This is a genomic window from Thalassospira marina (assembly GCF_002844375.1).
Lineage (GTDB): Bacteria > Pseudomonadota > Alphaproteobacteria > Rhodospirillales > Thalassospiraceae > Thalassospira > Thalassospira marina.
Genome location: NZ_CP024199.1, coordinates 3946929 through 3964960 on the forward strand (window position 1 = coordinate 3946929; position 18032 = coordinate 3964960).

Below are 18032 nucleotides of genomic sequence, written 5' to 3' on the forward strand. Positions count from 1 at the left end.
GATTACGTATTCGTAACAAACAGGCTGTTGGACATAGATATGCCCATCGAGATCAAACCGTCACAAGCGCTTGACCTTTGGCGTATCGCGACTGTCGAAAGTGTGCGTCGGGATTCCCCCGATCTCTCTGCCCGGCAGATGGCCCTTGTCCTTACCGTTTATCTGACCCCGGCACCCCATACCGTTCGTGGCCTTGCCGAAGCACTCAATATCTCCAAACCTGCAATTACCCGCGCCCTTGACCGGCTTAGTTCGCTGGGCATGGTCAAACGTAAAGTCGATGAAGATGACCGCCGTTCTGTACTGATCCAGCGTACGGTTAAAGGATCGGTCTTTTTGCGGGAATTTGGCGACATTGTTGGTAGCGCCGGCAAAAAAACCCAGTAAGCACCAAGCAACGATAACGATCCCACCCTGCGATACGACATCAGCCTTTGGCTTTGCCCCGAACACTGGAGCGCAGCCACCACTAAATACCGGCATGATAAAACCATCCGGTTCAGGCTGACAAAAAGACGATCATTTGCCTTCCATTCGCAATCCAATCGGCGAAATTCCGGAACGGCCCCTTCCACAGATAAATTACCGACCAGCCGGTATGAAACAGCATACCGACCCGCATCAAATACCGACCGTTCGGTATGTTTTGCATACCAAAACGTATCTATCTGTGGGCAGCAGGTGATTGGTCAGGCATTCAGGCGTATAGCGCCCAGCATCAGCAAAACCCATTGGCATGCCCTCCCGGACACAAGCAAAACAGCGATCTTTCACGCGACAGTACTCTGGAAGCGTGACGGGCAGGATCGTACCACAGCGAAGCTACATCCAACTAAAGCACGGAAGTACAGCGTAGGCGCTGCAATCGCACCTCAATGGCGAAACCGCTTTAAGACGCTTTGGCACTTTACGGTCGCAACAAACTCCCCAGACACCGCCCAAGCTGTCCCTCATTGGCCTTCATTCGGGGGGCAGGAACGTCTGTGGATTTTCTTCCAAGTAGAGGCAGGAAACACCAACAGCTCTCCAACAGCAAAATACCGCCCTTTAAGCAGCGGCTTCACCCCATAGAGTTTCCCCGCCATCCTTAATCGCCAAAGCCGGAAACTGTGCAATCAGGTGATGGATTTACGATCTGTCTGCCTGGGAAATGCAACTGTCATTTTGGCCGCACCAAATTCCCGGAAGGATCAAACGGGGCACGTCACCAACAAACGGTGAAGAAGGCGACCATAAATGAGGCAAATGAAGCACATTGCTCCGGGGTAATGAAGCGCCGACTGGCGGAGCCAAATGCGCTTGCCCGCACAGATGCCAGATGCAGAAAAAAGCCATGCATTTACGGCGTTATTTTCCGGCAGAGAAACTGCCCGGTGCATCGATGAGCGAGAGCAGAAGGGCCGCGACCACCAGAACGCTGCCACTGAACCGGCCGATGGCGCGGCTGCCGCCTTTGCGCGTAACCCACGGCGTCAGGCGGGAAGCAGCAGAGGCATAAACCATTACGGCTGTGTAATCAAAAATGACGAAAGTAACACCAAGGATCAGAAGCTGCGGCAATAGTGGCTGGGAAACATCGATAAACTGGGGAAACAGCGCGCCGAAAAAGGCAATTGCCTTGGGGTTACCTGCCGCAACCAGAAAGCCCTGACTGAACATGCGCAAAGGCTTTGCCGGTTCGTAGACCGATGCAGAATTTGTTTCGATATCGTTTTTAGCGCCGGTTTTCGCGGGTTTACGAAAGAAGGCCACCAGCCCCATTACCAGCAGAAAGGCCACACCACCCCATTTGACCGCCTGAAATGCCGTTGCGGAGGTTGCCAGAATGGCACCAAGACCCAGAGCCGCGATCACCATCTGAATCATGTTGGCCGTTACATCGCCAAGGGCCGTCATCAGGGTGGGAACCGGCCCATACCGCATGGAATGGGACATGCCGATCAGGACACTTGGACCGGGTGTTGAAACCATCAACAGCACCAGCGCACAAAAACTGATCCACACATGTAACGACATAAAACGCCCCAAAGCCGGTGAAATGACCCACGCGGTCTATCACAGACAGGGGCTGTCACAAGCACCAATTTGGCAAGGCAACCATGCCAGCCCCTGCCAACAAAAAAGCAGCCCGTGCAAGGCTGCTTTATGCATCACCTGATCTATCTGGCAGGAACGACCCGGCGCGCCCGATGGGCAAAACCGGCTCGCCTAGCTTCGATTATTTAACGTTCGTTCGGCCACTGGTCAAACAGGCCACGGATCTGCACCGATTTCACAATTCCCGGTCCCAAAATCTTGTCGCAGGTGGCCTTCAGGCGGTTCTGCAAACCAATAATGATACGATCCGTTGTGGGTTTGAAAGGCGAAAACAGCGACTTGGCTTCGTCACCCTCGGCCGGTTCTTCCTTAATTTCCTTGCCGTCTTCATCCAGCTTGGGTTTGGGCGGGGTCAAAAGGCTGGGGGCTTCGTAATGATAGCCGCGTTTACCCTTTTCGACCTTCTCGGCGCGATATTTGGTATCACGGTAAAAGTAACGCTGAAAATCGCGCAAAAACGCATTCAGCAATTTGGGCTGAATGCGGGACACCAGGGCGCGATGCTCAACAGCGGTCAATTCCAGCCAGACATCAGCGGCGATCTGCCGGATCATGCGATCCTGCGGCAGCACAATCGAGGTCACAACCTTTTCAAGTTCAAATACATGGGCAGGCAGGGCAACACCGGCGGATTCACCGCCTTCTGCCGCCTTGCCCTCGCCCGATGACGCATGGGCAAGCGGCGCCTGAACCATCAAAAATGTTGCAACCAGTAACAAGCCAAAAACAAAAAAACGTGTCGCTCGCACCGCAGGCGATCCCTGCGGGGTCTTCGGGATTTTACCCATTTTTCCCAACTCTATTATCCTTTTATGCACTTCCTGGTCTGCTATAGGGCACCATTCCGTGCCGTGGTCGCATCCATATCAAGGGCCGCAGCAAGAAGCTGTTTTGTATAGGCATGTTGGGGATGTTCAAAAATGTCATCCGCCGTGCCGCTTTCAACCAACTGGCCCCCCTTCATCACCATAACCCGGTGTGACAGGGCACGAACCACCTTGAGATCGTGACTGATGAACAGATACGCCATGTTGTACCGTTCCTGCAGATCACGCAGCAGTTCTACAATTTGTGCCTGTACCGACATATCGAGTGCCGAGGTCGGTTCGTCAAGGACCATGAAACGCGGTTTTAAGACCAAAGCACGTGCAATTGAAATGCGTTGCCGCTGCCCGCCTGAAAATTCATGCGGGTAACGGTGCATCGCACTTTCGGGCAAATCCACATCGCGCAGGGCCTGGGCAATGCGTTCTTCGCGCTGGGCGCGGCCAAGTTCCGGCTGGTGAATTTCAAGGCCTTCGCCCACGATCTGGGCAATGGACATACGCGGGCTTAGCGACCCGAACGGGTCCTGGAACACCACCTGCATATCGCGGCGCAGGGCGCGCAATTGCGCGCCATCACGGGCACGAACATCCTGCCCGTCAAAGGTGATATCCCCCTGCGAACTTAAAAGACGCAAAATCGCCAAAGCCAGTGTTGTCTTACCCGATCCGCTTTCACCCACAATGCCAAGGGTTTCGCCCTGCCGGACGGAAACAGAAACACCGTCCACCGCATCAAGGTAATATTCCGGCCGGCCCAAAATGCCCTTTTTGCCAATGGGAAAACGCACACGGATATCGCCGGTTTGCAAAATTTGCGCAGCGGTTTCCGGCAAGGGACGCGCCCGGCCCGATGGAACGGCATCCAGCAAACGGCGGGTATAGGGGTGGCGCGGCTGTTCAAACAGGCGGGCATTGTCGCCAAATTCAACGATTTCGCCATCTTTCATAACACAAACCTGATCGGCCATTTTTTTGACGATCTGCAGATCATGGGTAATCAGCAGCAATGCCATACCCAGCCGTTGCTGCAAATCACGCAATAATTGCAGGATTTGCGCCTGGATCGTCACATCAAGGGCCGTTGTCGGTTCATCAGCAATCAGCAATTCCGGATCATTCGCCAACGCCATTGCAATCATGACACGCTGGCGCTGCCCGCCCGAAAGCTCGTGCGGCAGTGACCGCAGACGTGTTTTCGGGTCCGGAATACCCACTAAATCCAAAAGCTCGATAATCCGCTCGCGTGCCTTGGCACCGCGCAAGCCCTTGTGAAGCAACAGAACCTCGCCGATCTGCTTTTCAACATTATGCAGCGGGTTAAGTGAGGTCATCGGTTCCTGAAAAATCATGGAAATGCGATTACCACGAATCTGGCGCAGGGTGCGTTCCTCGGCCCCGACCATTTCCTGCCCGTCAAACAGGATAGACCCTGCCGGATGCAATGCCCGCGGATAAGGCAGCAATTGCAGGATCGACATCGCCGTAACCGATTTTCCCGATCCGCTTTCCCCCACCAGTGCCAGCGTTTCGCCCCGCTGCATCCGAAAGGAAACACCGCGCACCGCATCCGCCCGGCCAAAGCGAACGGCAAGGTTGCTGACATCAAGTAGATATTCGGTTTTGCCCTGTTGTGACATCCGTTTCCTCTTAAAATGTCTTGCGCGGATCAAAGGCATCGCGCACGGCTTCGCCGATAAAAATCAGCAAGCTCAGCATGATGGCGATGGCAAAAAAGGCGGTAATACCCAGCCACGGCGCTTGCAGGTTATTTTTCCCCTGCGAAAGCAATTCACCCAGCGAAGGCGACCCCGGCGGCATACCCAGCCCAAGAAAATCAAGCGAGGTCAGCGCAACAATCGACCCGTTCAGAATGAAGGGCAGAAAGGTAATGGTTGCCACCATCGCATTGGGCAGAACATGGCGCGCCATGATGCGAAAATCACCAACACCCAGCGCCTTTGCTGCCCGGACATATTCAAAATTACGTGCGCGCAGGAATTCCGCACGGACAAGCCCGGTCAAACTCATCCAGCTAAACAGTACCATGATGAACAATAACGTCCAGAAACCTGGTGCAAACAGGCTGGCGAGGATGATCAGAATAAAAAGCTGGGGCAACCCACCCCATATTTCGATCACACGCTGAAATGACAGATCAACCCAGCCCCCGAAATAGCCCTGCACCGCCCCTGCGGCAATGCCGATAACCGAGCTGATCAGCGTAAGCGCGATGCCAAACAGAACGGATATGCGAAAACCATAAATCAGGCGCGCCAACACATCGCGCCCCAGATCATCCGTCCCCAGCCAGTGGCGGGTGGAGGGCGGCGCGGGCAATGGTTCGCGCATATTGAAATCGATGGTGTCATAGGAAAATGGGATCAGCGGCCAGACCGCAAAACCGTTATTCTGGATTTTGCCCAAAAGGTAAGGATCGTAAAAATCGGTTTCGACATCAAAATCCCCACCAAAGGTGGTTTCCGGATAATCCCGAACGATCGGGAAATACCAGCTTCCGTCATATTTAACCACCAGCGGCCGATCATTGGCGATGCCCTCGGCCACCAGGCAAATAACAAACAGAATGGCGAAGATGACCAGGGACCAGTACCCACGCCGGTTGGCACGGAAATTTTCCACGCGGCGCTGATTTAACGGTGAAAGCTGCAATGCTTTGGCCATGTCTCAATCCTTCCGCGCGTCAAAGTCGATGCGCGGATCGACGAAGTGATAGGTCAGATCGCTGACAAGGTTCAAAATCAGCCCGGCCAGCGTAAACATATAAAGGGTGGCAAACATCACCGGGTAATCACGCTTCATGACAGATTCAAACCCCAGAAGCCCGATCCCGTCGAGAGAGAAGATCACCTCGATCAGAACCGATCCGGTAAAAAGCAAACCAATCAGCGCACTGGGAAAACCCGCAATCACCAGCAACATCGCATTGCGAAAGACATGCCCGTAAAGCACACGTTTCTGGCTTAGGCCCTTGGCCTTCGCCGTCACCACATATTGTTTGTTGATTTCATCAAGGAACGAGTTTTTCGTCAGCATCGTCAGGGTGGTAAAGCCCCCGATGGTCAACGCAATGATCGGCAGGGTCAGATGCCAGAAATAATCGCCGATTTTACCCAGAAGCGACATATCGTCCCACCCGGCGGAGGTTAATCCCCGCAACGGGAAAATATCCAGATAGGTCCCCCCGGCAAAAAGCACGATCAGCAACACAGCAAACAAAAAGCCGGGGATGGCATAGCCGATAATAATGGCAACCGATGTCCAGACATCAAAATTGCTGCCATCACGCACCGCCTTGGCCACGCCAAGCGGCACCGAGATCAGATAAATGATCAGCGTTGACCAAAGACCAAGCGAAATCGAAACCGGCAATTTATCCATCACGATATCAACGACATCGCGATCCTGAAAATAGCTCTGGCCAAAATCGAAGGTCAGGTAGTTTTTCATCATCAGCCAGAAACGTTCATAGGCCGGTTTATCAAAGCCGAACTGCTTTTCAAGCTGGACGATCACCTCGGGATCAAGGCCCTGCGCACCACGATAGTTTGAATCGGTGGAAAAACCGCTACCAGCCCGGCCCGAGCCACCACCGCCGCCCGTATCCGCCCCATTGTTGGAAATACGGGCCGTGGTTGAAACGTCCGCCCCCTGTATCTGGGCGATCATTTGTTCAACCGGGCCACCAGGGGCAAACTGCACAATGGCAAAATTCAGCACCATGATGCCAAACAGGGTAACGGGGATCAGCAGGATGCGCCGCAGAATGTAATTCAGCATGGCTTAATATCCCCCCTTGCCCAGATTTTTGGATTTTTCCGGGTCAATCCACCAGGTCATGATCGAATTACCCTTGGTCGGCACAACCGATGGCCGGCCGAAAATATCCCAATACGCCATTCTGTCAGACGCCTGATACCATTGGGGAATGGTGTAATCCCCCCATAACAGCACTCGGTCGAGCGCGCGGGTCCGCTGCACTAGGCTTTCGCGGCTTTCGGCAGAAATCACCAGATCAATGATCTGATCAACCACCGGGTCCTTGATACCGGCAAAATTGCGGTTTCCCGGCTGGTCTGCCGCGGCAGAGGACCAGTAAAAGCGCTGCTCATTGCCCGGCGAAAGGCTTTGCTGCCACCAGAAACTGGTCATGTCAAAGTCATAGGATTGCAAACGGTTAATCCACTGGCCGGTATCGATCAGCCGGAAATCCATTTCAATGCCCAACTGGCGCAGACGCGCCTGCATCATCAGGGCGATTTTATCAAATCCCGGCTGGCGCAACATCAGGCTGAAGCGGAAGGGTTCACCGGTTTTTTTATTTACCAGCTTCTGATCACGCAATTCCCAACCGGCTTCATTCAACAGCGTCATGGATTCACGCAGGGCCATGCGGCGGCCATTTTCCGCGTCATAGTTGGGCAGGCTATAGGGTTTGGTAAACAGATCGGCTGGTAATTGATCGCGGAATTTATTGAGGACTTCCAGCTCTTCACCCTGCGGCAAACCCGACGAGGCCAGTTCCGAATTGACGAAATAGCTATCAGTACGCTGATACGCCCCATAAAACATAGCCCGGTTCAGCCATTGAAAATCCATGGCATATTGCAGGGCACGGCGCACACGATGGTCCGCAAATAACGGGCGACGGGCATTTAATACAAATCCCTGCATACCACGGGGTTGGTGGTTGGGGATCAGTTCCTTTTTGATATTGCCGTTGCGCACAGCGGGTTTGTCATACCCCGTTGCCCATTCGCGCGACGAATGTTCGCTGCGGTAATAATATTCGCCAGCAAAAAAGGCCTGCCGTTCAACATCCAGGTCCCGGTAATAGTCATAACGAATGGTATCAAAATTATACATGCCCTTGGCCGACGGCACGTCTTTGGCCCAGTAATTTTTCACCCGTTCATAGGTAATATGGCGGCCAGGCTCAAAATTTTTGATTTTATAGGGTCCACTTCCCACCGGAATATCAAAGGTGGTTTTGGTAAAATCACGATCTTTCCAGTAATGTTCCGGCAGGATCGGGATATCGCCCAAAATAAGCGGCAGTTCCAGGTTATCACCCGGTTTAAACACAAATTTGACGGTCAGATCATCGAGTTTCTCAAGATGGTCCACCGACGCATAATATTGCCGATAGGTTGGATTTCCCTTTTCAACCAGCGTGTTAAAAGAAAAAATCACATCATCGGCAGTTATTGGCGTGTCATCCTGAAACCGGGCTTTGGGATTAATGAAAAACGTCGCATAGGACCGGTCTTCGGGGACTTCAACCTTTTGCGCCACCAACCCGTATTCGGAAAAGGGTTCATCCAGGCTTTGTACCAGCAGGGTATCATACATCAGCCCCAGACCCGCCGCCGGATCACCCTTTAAAATAAAGGGATTAAGCGTATCAAACGACCCGGTCGAACTATCAAGCAGGGTACCGCCCTTGGGCGCATCGGGATTGACATAATCAAAATGGGTAAAGCCGGGACCGTATTTCAAATCACCATAAAGCGAAATCGCATATTCCGGCCGCGCCAGTGTCGCGAGCGGTTCCTCGCTGACCGAAATGGTTGGCGCAGGCGTGATATTTGGTTTGGCTTCCTCGGCATAGGCCACATGGGCAACGCTTGCGCAGCCAAATGCCAGCAAGGCCGCCAAAATGGCGCTGGCCGTTCCGAAACGCGCCTTCTGGCCGATTGACCCTTTTTGCACCCCGTGTTCCTGATGCGCTATGCGCGACAAACCCTTACCCCGGACCATCCCATCTGTCGTTTTATCCATCAAAATGACCGTCTTTTTCCAATGATCGCGGTTTAAGATGCCTGCCAAGCATATCCTGCTGCCTACCTTGGCATAATGGGGAACAAAATGGTTCGATTTCAAGGCATCATACCGAATTACACCGTATTTTGAACGGTTTTGCGCTTTGTGGTTTCAAGGCTGATTTCGCTCATCAACCAGTCGCGAAAGGCACGCACCTTGCGGCGCTCCAGCCTGCCATCGGGGTAACACAGCGAATAGGCATATGGGCTGTCAACCGGCAGGTCAAACGGCACCATCAAGCGGTTGGTCACCACATATTCACCAATCATGGCCGGGTCGGATATCACCACGCCAAAGCCGCTGGCCGCCGCCTCCATTGCCATATCAAGCGTGGCAAAAACCGGCCCGCGATCGGCATCCACCCCCTTGATCCCGGTTCCGTTCAACCAGATACGCCAATCCTCGCGCTGGGCCGAACAATGCAGCAAGGGCACATTGGCCAGATCTTCGGGCTTTGAAAGCTGCTTGCTTAAACCGGGGTGACAAACCGGCAACAGGCGCTCACCTGTCAAAAATTCATGAACCAGTTGGTCGCCCGGCGTATCGGCAAAACGAATGGCAATGTCGGTTTCGGAAAAATCAACCGGCAGGCTGTCGTCATTAAAGGTGCCCAATTGCACCTGCAAATCGGGGTATTCCGCCTGGAACCGGCCCAGACGCGGCACAATCCAGCGCATGGCAAATGTCAGCGGCGCCAACACACGCAACTGCGTATCATCGGGCCGATCCTCGATTCGGGCGACGGCGGATTCGATTGCATCAAACGCATCCGTCAGCGAAACCAGCAAAATGCGCCCCGGCCGCGTGAGTTTTAATCGCCTATGATGGCGTTCAAAAAGCTTGCGGCCCAAAACATCCTCAAGGTGCTGAACCTGCCGGCTGACAGCCCCTTGGGTAACGTTAAGTTCTTGTGAAGCTTTGGTAAAACTTTCAAGGCGGCCTGCCACCTCGAAAGCCCGCAATGCATTCAACGGCAAGGGACGGCGTTTCATGGCATGTCCTTTTGCATGAGTTTATGTAATGCAATGATGCCAAAATATGGTTTGAGAACAAACAAAAATCGGCGTAACCCTGAGTTTAACGAAACGAAATTCATGGCCGCATCCCTTGAGAGAGCCGCCAGTAAATTGAAGGAATACAATTATGGTAGCGATCACCAAGAACACCGCCGCATTCGCCGCACCGCGCGCACGCAGCAACGACACCGCCGCACGTATCTTTGCCTTGCCGCGCCAGTGGGCTGCCCGCCTTGCCCTGCGCAATCGCCTGGCTGACATGGATGCCCATCTTCTGCGTGATATCGGCTGGGAGCCGACCGCCGCACGCATCGAAGCCAACAAACCTTTCTGGCAGGCCTGATCGGCCTTGCCCCCGTAACGGAGTTTTCCGTTACCGACCGGAGCGGGTCGCAAACCGTTTCAAATCTGACAAACCGGAACTTTACGATGTCTCCCCGATTTTTCCGCCTGCAGGGCCGCCTTTCTTTCCCCCTGCAGGTACTTGATACACTTCTTCGTGTATTCTCCCATTCACAGCCGCGCATTCGGTATTGAACTGCCAACCGCCGCTGTACTCAGCCGGTCATCCCCCGATGGCCGGCTTTTCTTTTGCCTGCCCCATAAAGCCGCCAGTTCAGGCGCTTTGATAGCGCACAAACATCAGATTTGCCGCCGAAAGCACCGAAAACAATGCCACGACCTGGGCATAAAACGGCTGCGCATCGGGCAATGGGCTAAAAGACTGGCGGATATCTTCAAATGATCGCGACCCATCAATTCTCGATATAATTGCCGCACTTGCTGGCGGCAATTTGCTGGTGACCGAAAAGCCGTTGAAGTTGATTTTGATCTGCGCGCTTTTTGCCACTGACGCTGCCAGCTTGGCCCCGTCCACCCGGCCCAGATAGGGGACCATGCCACTGGCACCAACGTTGCCGGGCATATTCATCACCGCCTTTGCGCCCTGCATTTTCATGGCGGGTACAACGGTTTTGCTATCCCCCTTCACGACATAGAAAATATGCTTGGTAATGTTGCCTGCCAGCAATTCGGCCATGGCGTGGCGTGCCTGTGGTGCAAGGTCTGCCATCTGCTGGCGAATGGCGGGGTTGGCGGCATAAATCACCGGGTCATAACGCAAAGGTTCGACAAAGCTTTGCAACCGCAATCCGGCCTGGGTGACAAAGGCGTAAACCTCATCCACGCGATAGGCGCGGTCCTGCTGATGAAGCAACAGGTCATAAAAACCGGCATCGCCGCCCTGAATATGGTCATTGACAAACGGGTTACGTTTCAACCAGTTGGTGGGTGGCAGCCCCTCAAACAGGGCCTTGCCCATATCAAGGCGCGCCCGCCCGCCCGCCTCGGCCGACAGGCGTTCCATCATTTCCTGCATGTGATACACGCCGGTCCGCCCCAAGGTAGCATAAACCATCAGGCCCATGCCGCCGCCGGATTTCAGGCTTTGCGCAAGTGCGCGCAATCCTGCATCCGGGTCTGGCAGGTGGTGCAACACCCCACAACAATCAATGTAATCAAACGGGCCATATTGTGCGGCCAGGTCAACAAAGGACCCGTTCACAAAGGTCACGTTTTTCAGGCCACGGCGTGCGACACGCGATTCGGCAATTTTGCGTGATGCCTCGGACAAATCAATATAGATGATTTCAGCATTCGCGCCGCGATCCCGCGCCTGTTGCGCCAGCATGACCAGGGCATCACCCGTGCCACCCCCGGCGACCAGAATACGGATAGGCTCGCCCGAAGCCCCAGGATCGCGCCCGCCAAAAACATAATGCACGACCTCGCCCCAATCCCCCGGCGATCCGGCAATCAGGCGCTGGTCTTCTTCCTCGGCACGGCGCTCGGGATAGGGAAAAGTTTCATACTGGTCGCGGGTGCGACTGGTATTTTCTGTGCGGGGTTTCCTGGGCCGGCTCATGCATCTGCTTTCGTCTGAAAACGGCCTTTGCGGCCGGGTTTTCCGCGCTGCGGATTCGCTATTGCCCGATAAATTCCATGGTTTTCATGGCCTTGGCAACCCCACAAGCAAAAGCCTGCATGACCAATATGCGCAAGACATGCTGCAACCCGCTCTGCACATCCACCCGCCGTCCCCATCATGATCGGGATAAGGGCACAATTCGCGCCGATATCGACTGGAAAACCGGCTTACGCCGTGACGTCACGGCACATCACAACCATTTTGCTATTTGCGCTGCGATCGCGCAGGGCCGCAAAGGCCTGGGGGACCTCGGCCAGTGAAAACAGCCGGGAAACTGACGGCGTGATATACCCCACCGCCAGATTATGCAGCAATTCAGACATGCCTTCGCGTGCGATTTCGGGGTTCTGGTCCAGATAGGCACCAAAATAAAAGCCCAAAACCGACAGGTTCTTTACCAGCAGAATATTGGCTGGAATTTGCGGGATATCGCCACTGGCAAAGCCAATTACCAGCAACCGGCCACCCGGCGCGGTACAGCGCAGGGACTGGTTAAAAACCTCGCCCCCGACCGGGTCATAAACCACATTCACCCCGGCGGGCCAGCCATGGCGCTGGCAAATATCGCGAACACTGGTGGTGATATCCTCGGATTTGTAATCGATCACAAAATCCGCGCCATGTTGGCGGGCGATTTCGCATTTTTCCGGCCCACCGGCCGTGGCAATAACCCTGGCCCCCAGCACCTTGGCGCATTCAACCGCCGTTACCCCCACACCACCTGCGGCGCCATGCACCAAAACAACATCGCCCGCCTTTACATTGGCGTGATATTTCAAGGCAAACCACGATGTACCATAAGTAATTTGAAAGGCTGCCGCATCAGCAAAGCTTACGCCATCGGGAATGGGCACAATGCGGTCGGCTGGCAGGGCTATCTTTTCGGCAAAGCCGCCATAGGCCGCCATGGCCATTACCCGCACCCCGATCAGCGCACCATCAACACCCTCGCCCACGGCGGAAACAACACCGGCAATTTCAAAACCGGGAATGAACGGAAATTCCGGCTGCTGCTGATATTTACCGGCAATGATCAGGGTATCGGCAAAGTTGACACCACAGGCATCAATATCAATCACGACTTCGCCGGGTGCGGCAACAGGGTCGTCCACCGTGCGCATCACAGGGTCCGTACCGATTTTTTCGCACATCATGGCCCGCATCGAACGTCTCCGCCTGTTGGTCGGTTAGAATTACAATTACACCACATGGGGCAAACCGGTCCCTGTGGGGCGCAATCCGTGCGTTATTTCCGGCAAGGCCACAATCGTTCCAACGCAGCCTGCCCGTCCTGATTTGCAAAACCGGGTACACATGCCCGCAGGGGCGCACGCCGTGCAGCCCCCCGTTTCACACAACAATTTCAGAAAAACCTGGCCCGTCTTTTGCGCCGCGCCAGAAAACTCAGCAGCAAACCGGGAATCATCAGCAATAAAAACGCTGGCAACAGCAATCCGGGGACAAAAATTTTATCCCACAGCCAGCTCGAAACATAACGCTCGACCAGCGCCTGAAGCAGGTTAAGGCTTCCCGGATCCAGCCGATACCAAAGCTCGCCGCCTGCAACGAAGCGCAAATCGCCCGTTTGCAGTGCAGTGACCCCATCTCCGACCAGTACAGCCAGACAGGCAAACAACAGCAGCCAGCCCAACACCCTGAAAAACCACATACCCTTCTCCGCCGTATCGGCTTCAAACTTTTCGGTTTCGATATAATTGGCGCTACCGTAACGGTTTTTGACACCCGCCGTAAAGGGGCACCACATAACCGAACGTCCCAAATGCCATGAAAATACGGCAAACATTTGATTGCGCGCAGGATGGTAGATCAAAGGCTGTATAAAAAGACAGTTTTACACGTCACTACCGCGAAAAACCGGCCAATCGAAAAAAGGTGAAAAAATCGTCACAAAGCCCTGAATTTGGCCTTGTCATTGCGAAGTCTGTCGGCTAATGTCCGCCCGCTTTTGCGATATGGAATATCGCCTGTGGAGAGGTGGCCGAGTGGTTTAAGGCGCACGCCTGGAAAGCGTGTTGGGGTGTAAGCCCCTCAGGGGTTCGAATCCCCTCCTCTCTGCCACTGACTGAAAATTCCCAAAACCAAACCAATACACCGGATGCACCAAACGCCGTCCATGCGTTTGCACCTTCAGCACTTTGTATTGCCGCTGCCCAAAATCAAATGCAGCCAGGGCGGCAGATGAAACAGCGCCATCAGGAAATACATTGCATTCATGCCCGCAAAAAACGGGTTGTTGCCAGATGCGTTACAAATGCTTGCCATTGGCCCGTCATCAAACGCTGCCATGACCCCCAATATTGCAAAAACCGGACTGGCGGCAAGATGCAGCCAGTTGGCTGCACCCCGAATTGCGAAATTTCCATGGATTGCATTTTGCCGAACACCTGCGCGGCCCTGCGCCTTTATCGGTGCTGTATAGCTGTAACCTTGCGGGTTTTGCATATTCGCAGGCTTTTTGCGATCCTTGTCCATCCTGGTCACGCCTGTTTTGCCTCGGCCCGCATGCTACAACAGCCCGAAGGTACTTCATCCTGCATTGCCGGTGCCGTTTCATAACGGTCATGATGGCGCACCCAGTTCATACCGTGCGAAAGCCCTGCTTCATCGCGGCCCTTGGGCACCAGATCAAGCATATTATAAGTGCCCATCATAACCTCGACACCGCGGCCATAGGTCGAATAGGTATGGAAAATCTCGCCGGCGTCGTTTTTGTAAAAAACGCTGATGCCGGGCATATCCGTGCCGTTGGTGTTAAAATCCGCGTAATTATAGGTTACGGCACCGGCTTGGGTTTGTTCGGGTGTGAAGCTGACAGCAAAATCATAATTAAAGCTGTTCTGCGCCGACGAAACCCAGCGAAACCGCCAGCCCATACGCTGTCGAAAACGTTCGATTTCCCCGATTGGGGCACGGGAAACCGCCACCAGGCTGACATCGCGATTAGCCAGGTGCACATTCATGCCATCGCTATGATCGGCCATAAACGAACACCCCGAACAACCCTGTTCCCATCCCGGTGCCAGCATGAAATGCTGAATAATCAGTTGCTGGCGACCATCAAACAGATCGGCCAAAGTGCGTGTCCCCGTGACGGTCTGAAAGACATAATTTTCAGTAATGCGTACCCAGGGCAGGTTACGGCGGCATTGGGCCAATTCATCACCCATGCGGGAAAATTCCTTTTCCTTGCGCAGCAGGTCCTTGCGTGCCACCAGCCATTCAGCGCGCGAAACCACTGCATGCGGATGGGTGTTTTCCAAATCCTGCGGCTGCGGCTTGCTGTTTTCCGTCGTCATTGCGTTGCGTCCTTCCTTGAACTAACAATTTATCTGTCATGTGACCGGAAATTGAAGATCACGGGAAAAACCATACGTGCCGATTTCGCCCAGGCAGGAGTGACAAGTGTGACGCGATTTAAATGGATTCAGTAATCACCGCTGCCGCACGCGCCCTGGCATCGGGGGATCCATTAGGGGCCTTGGGCCGGGTTTCGTTGCGCGATGACCCGCCCGCCCTGGCATTGCGCGGTATCGCCATGGCCCGCCTTGGTGATTTTGAGCGCGCCCGCGCCCTTTTAAAACAGGCCGCCCGTGCCTTTGGCAGCAGCGAACCCGTGGCTGCCGCGCGCTGCGTGGTGGCAGAAGCCGAAATTGCCCTTGTCTCGCGTGATCTGGCGCGCAACGACAACACGTTACAGGCTGCACGCAACACCTTGGAAAACCGGGGTGATTTCGCCAATGCCGCCCATGCCCGCCATATCGAGGCAAACCGCCTTGTCCTTTCGGGCCAGCTGGATATGGCCGAAAAGCTGCTATCGGAAATTGATGCCCAAAACTTCCCCCCCTTGCTGCAAGCCGCACATGAACTGGCGATTGCTGGCATTGCCACCCGCAGGCTTGATACCATAACCGCGCGTGCCACCCTGGCAAAAGCAATGCAGATTGCATCGCATATGAATGTGCCCATGATGATGGCCGAGGTTGAAAAGGCGCAGCGCATCCTGGATACCCCGGCAGCAAGGCTTATTCAAAACGGACAGGAACGGCCCATTTTGCTGGACGAAGTCGCGCAACTGCCAACACCCGAAACCCTGATCATTGATGCCTGCCGGTATATTGTGCGCCAGGACGACACCATTATTGCCCTGGCATCGCGCCCGGTGCTGTTCAGCCTTTTGCGTATGCTGGCCTCTGCCTGGCCGGGCGATGTTTCGCGCGATGATCTGGTCAAAACGGCCTTTCATGCCCGCGAAGCCGATGAATCCCACCGGGCAAGGTTACGGGTTGAAATTGGCCGCATTCGCGCAAAAATCCGCAAATTTGCAACCATCCACGCAACCCGCGATGGTTTTGTGCTGTTACCCCGTAACAAAGCCCACATTATCGCCGTGCTTGCCCCGCCGGTAGAGGGCAATCACGGGCCGCTTCTGGCCCTGCTGGCCGATGGCGAGGCATGGTCCAGTTCAGCCCTGGCACTGACATTGGGATGCAGCCAGCGCACAATCCAACGCGCCCTTGATGATCTGGCCTCACTGGGCAAAGTCCAGTTTTATGGCAAAGGGCGGGCGCGACGCTGGATGACGCCGCCCTTTCCCGGTTTCACGACAAGCTTGTTACTCCCCGGTCCCTTGCCTGGCACCTAAACTGGTACGCAACAGGCACATTTGACAAAGGAATCCCAGATCATGAAACGCATGGCAGCAGAAATTACCGGGGAATTCGGCCCGCTTGAGGGTGTCACCCAGGTTAATGGGGTAACGTATGATGGTGAAAAAATATGGTTTGCCGCAGGCAGTGAAATCATCGCCATCAACCCCGAAGATGGCAGCAAAAAAGCCAGCCTGACCGCCGAAGCGGATGCCGGAACAGCTTTTGACGGCACATATTTTTACCAGATCGCCGATAGCCAGATAAACAAGATCGACCCTGAAAACGGCAAGGTCGTTGCCACCATCCCTGCACCCGGTGGCGGGGCGGCATCGGGCATGGCATGGGCGGAAGGATCACTTTGGGTCGGGCAATATCGGGACCGCAAAATTCACGAGATCGACCCCAATAATGGCGATATTCGCCGCACCATCCTTTCGGACCGCTTTGTAACCGGTGTTACCTGGCTGGGGGGCGAACTTTGGCATGGCACATGGGAAAACGAAGAAAGCAGCCTGCGCCAGATTGATGCCAGTAACGGCACCGTTCTTGCGCAGATCGACATGCCCGAAGGTGTCGGTGTTTCGGGCCTGGAATCAGATGGCAAGGACCGTTTTTTCTGTGGCGGCGGCAATAGCGGCAAGGTCAGAATTGTGCATAAAAACATCTGATTTCGCTGGGAATATTTGAACTAAATAACAATTAATTCAAATATTTAAGAAAAATATATAAAGTATTTTCGCAAGAAAATATGGAACGTTTCACCCGCCCAATCGTTAGACAGGCATAACGCTCGAAGCTCAGATGAAAGGAGAGACGTTATGCCTGCGATTGATACCGCAAAAATCCTGATCCTCGCGACGGATGGTTATGAACGGTCCGAATTACGTGTCCCACGGGACAAGCTTTCGACCCACGGGGCTGATGTTAAAATCGCCTCGCTGAAATCTGGCAGCATCAAAAGCTGGGATGAAAAGGATTGGGGCGACAGTGTTGATGTCGACCTTGAGGTAAAAGACGTCGATATCAAGGATTACGATGCCCTTGTCATTCCCGGCGGTCAGATCAACCCGGACCTGCTGCGCGTAAATGAAGGTGCCGTTTCACTGGTGCGCGACTTTGTGGCATCGGGCAAGCCGGTTGCCGCCATTTGCCATGGCCCCTGGCTTCTGGTCGAGGCGGATGCCCTGCGTAATCGCAAAGCAACATCTTACCCGTCCATCAAAACCGACATGATCAATGCCGGTGCGAAATGGGAAGACAGCAAAGTTGTTTGTGACCAGGCAATTATCACATCGCGCAACCCCAATGACCTTGACGCGTTTGTTGGCAAGATTGTCGAGGAAGTCAGCGAAGGCAAACATGCAAGGCGCGCTGCCTGACACCAAACTGCCGCGATCCAGCCCGATCACGGCAGCCCGAATGCGGCGGCTTATCTTTGCACTTTAACCGCAAACACCGCCGCATAAGCCCGCATATCCCAAACCCTGCTTGGCGATATCGGGTAAGGCCCCTGGCCTGGATGGTCGGCCAACTGGCCCGGCCGATGATCCGAACTTCCGTTTTCCCGGTCCTGGATACCTGCCAGGGCCGGGAT

General features: G+C 54.4%; 17 protein-coding genes and 1 tRNA gene. 6 read left to right on the forward strand and 12 right to left on the reverse strand.

Annotated elements, in window-relative coordinates; all coding sequences use genetic code 11:
- The first annotated feature begins 39 nt into the window (after nucleotides 1-39).
- Entirely contained in the window at nucleotides 40-387 is a 348-nt protein-coding gene (locus CSC3H3_RS17950) for a MarR family transcriptional regulator (protein WP_101269093.1), read from the forward strand.
- Nucleotides 388-1347: 960 nt separating this feature from the next.
- Here CSC3H3_RS17950 and CSC3H3_RS17955 read toward each other — a convergent pair.
- The 7 genes from CSC3H3_RS17955 to CSC3H3_RS17985 form a co-directional block, all read right to left on the reverse strand.
- Nucleotides 1348-2016 (reverse strand): LysE family translocator, encoded by a 669-nt coding sequence (locus CSC3H3_RS17955; protein WP_101285715.1) that lies wholly within the window; start codon nucleotides 2014-2016, stop codon nucleotides 1348-1350.
- A 206-nt stretch (nucleotides 2017-2222) separates the two neighbouring features.
- Nucleotides 2223-2846 (reverse strand): hypothetical protein, encoded by a 624-nt coding sequence (locus tag CSC3H3_RS17960; protein WP_157831949.1) that lies wholly within the window; start codon nucleotides 2844-2846, stop codon nucleotides 2223-2225.
- 80 nt (nucleotides 2847-2926) lie between these two features.
- Entirely contained in the window at nucleotides 2927-4561 is a 1635-nt protein-coding gene (locus tag CSC3H3_RS17965) for an ABC transporter ATP-binding protein (RefSeq protein WP_101285717.1), read from the reverse strand.
- 10 nt (nucleotides 4562-4571) lie between these two features.
- Entirely contained in the window at nucleotides 4572-5606 is a 1035-nt protein-coding gene (locus tag CSC3H3_RS17970; protein ID WP_101269086.1) for an ABC transporter permease, read from the reverse strand.
- Between the two features lie 3 nt (nucleotides 5607-5609).
- Nucleotides 5610-6722 carry a microcin C ABC transporter permease YejB gene (locus tag CSC3H3_RS17975; RefSeq protein ID WP_101285718.1) on the reverse strand — a complete coding sequence of 371 codons (1113 nt, stop codon included), beginning with the start codon at nucleotides 6720-6722 and terminating at the stop codon, nucleotides 5610-5612.
- A gap of 3 nt (nucleotides 6723-6725) precedes the next feature.
- Nucleotides 6726-8654, reverse strand: a complete 1929-nt coding sequence (locus tag CSC3H3_RS17980) for an extracellular solute-binding protein (RefSeq protein ID WP_245881175.1) — start codon at nucleotides 8652-8654, stop codon at nucleotides 6726-6728.
- Nucleotides 8655-8839: 185 nt separating this feature from the next.
- Nucleotides 8840-9757: a LysR substrate-binding domain-containing protein gene (locus tag CSC3H3_RS17985; protein ID WP_101285719.1), complete on the reverse strand. Its 918-nt coding sequence runs from the start codon at nucleotides 9755-9757 to the stop codon at nucleotides 8840-8842.
- A 151-nt stretch (nucleotides 9758-9908) separates the two neighbouring features.
- On the opposite strand from CSC3H3_RS17985, the gene CSC3H3_RS17990 reads away from it, so the two are divergent.
- Nucleotides 9909-10124, forward strand: coding sequence for a DUF1127 domain-containing protein (locus CSC3H3_RS17990; protein WP_101285720.1), 216 nt, complete (start codon nucleotides 9909-9911; stop codon nucleotides 10122-10124).
- Between the two features lie 273 nt (nucleotides 10125-10397).
- Here the strand turns inward: CSC3H3_RS17990 and CSC3H3_RS17995 are convergent, their stop codons facing one another.
- From CSC3H3_RS17995 to CSC3H3_RS18010, 3 genes are all read right to left on the reverse strand, one after another.
- On the reverse strand, nucleotides 10398-11705 hold the full coding sequence (locus CSC3H3_RS17995; RefSeq protein ID WP_101285721.1) for a class I SAM-dependent methyltransferase: 1308 nt from the start codon (nucleotides 11703-11705) through the stop codon (nucleotides 10398-10400).
- A 230-nt stretch (nucleotides 11706-11935) separates the two neighbouring features.
- Nucleotides 11936-12931 (reverse strand): NADPH:quinone oxidoreductase family protein, encoded by a 996-nt coding sequence (locus CSC3H3_RS18005; RefSeq protein ID WP_101285723.1) that lies wholly within the window; start codon nucleotides 12929-12931, stop codon nucleotides 11936-11938.
- 200 nt (nucleotides 12932-13131) lie between these two features.
- A complete protein-coding gene (locus CSC3H3_RS18010) occupies nucleotides 13132-13422 on the reverse strand; it encodes a hypothetical protein (protein WP_245881176.1) in 291 nt (96 codons plus the stop codon).
- Nucleotides 13423-13757: 335 nt separating this feature from the next.
- On the opposite strand from CSC3H3_RS18010, the gene CSC3H3_RS18015 reads away from it, so the two are divergent.
- Nucleotides 13758-13847: transfer RNA gene (locus CSC3H3_RS18015), tRNA-Ser, on the forward strand.
- A gap of 69 nt (nucleotides 13848-13916) precedes the next feature.
- On the opposite strand, the gene CSC3H3_RS18020 is transcribed toward CSC3H3_RS18015, so the two are convergent.
- Both CSC3H3_RS18020 and CSC3H3_RS18025 read right to left on the reverse strand, forming a co-directional pair.
- Nucleotides 13917-14261: a hypothetical protein gene (locus tag CSC3H3_RS18020; protein WP_215907525.1), complete on the reverse strand. Its 345-nt coding sequence runs from the start codon at nucleotides 14259-14261 to the stop codon at nucleotides 13917-13919.
- 5 nt (nucleotides 14262-14266) lie between these two features.
- On the reverse strand, nucleotides 14267-15085 hold the full coding sequence (locus CSC3H3_RS18025) for a DUF899 domain-containing protein (protein ID WP_101285724.1): 819 nt from the start codon (nucleotides 15083-15085) through the stop codon (nucleotides 14267-14269).
- A 122-nt stretch (nucleotides 15086-15207) separates the two neighbouring features.
- On the opposite strand from CSC3H3_RS18025, the gene CSC3H3_RS18030 reads away from it, so the two are divergent.
- From CSC3H3_RS18030 to CSC3H3_RS18040, 3 genes are all read left to right on the forward strand, one after another.
- The gene (locus CSC3H3_RS18030) at nucleotides 15208-16431 is read left to right on the forward strand and encodes a helix-turn-helix domain-containing protein (RefSeq protein ID WP_101285725.1); all 1224 of its coding nucleotides are present in this window, start codon (nucleotides 15208-15210) and stop codon (nucleotides 16429-16431) included.
- A gap of 42 nt (nucleotides 16432-16473) precedes the next feature.
- Nucleotides 16474-17106: an NHL repeat-containing protein gene (locus CSC3H3_RS18035; RefSeq protein WP_101285726.1), complete on the forward strand. Its 633-nt coding sequence runs from the start codon at nucleotides 16474-16476 to the stop codon at nucleotides 17104-17106.
- Between the two features lie 150 nt (nucleotides 17107-17256).
- A complete protein-coding gene (locus CSC3H3_RS18040) occupies nucleotides 17257-17817 on the forward strand; it encodes a type 1 glutamine amidotransferase domain-containing protein (RefSeq protein WP_101269070.1) in 561 nt (186 codons plus the stop codon).
- Nucleotides 17818-18032 lie beyond the last annotated feature (215 nt).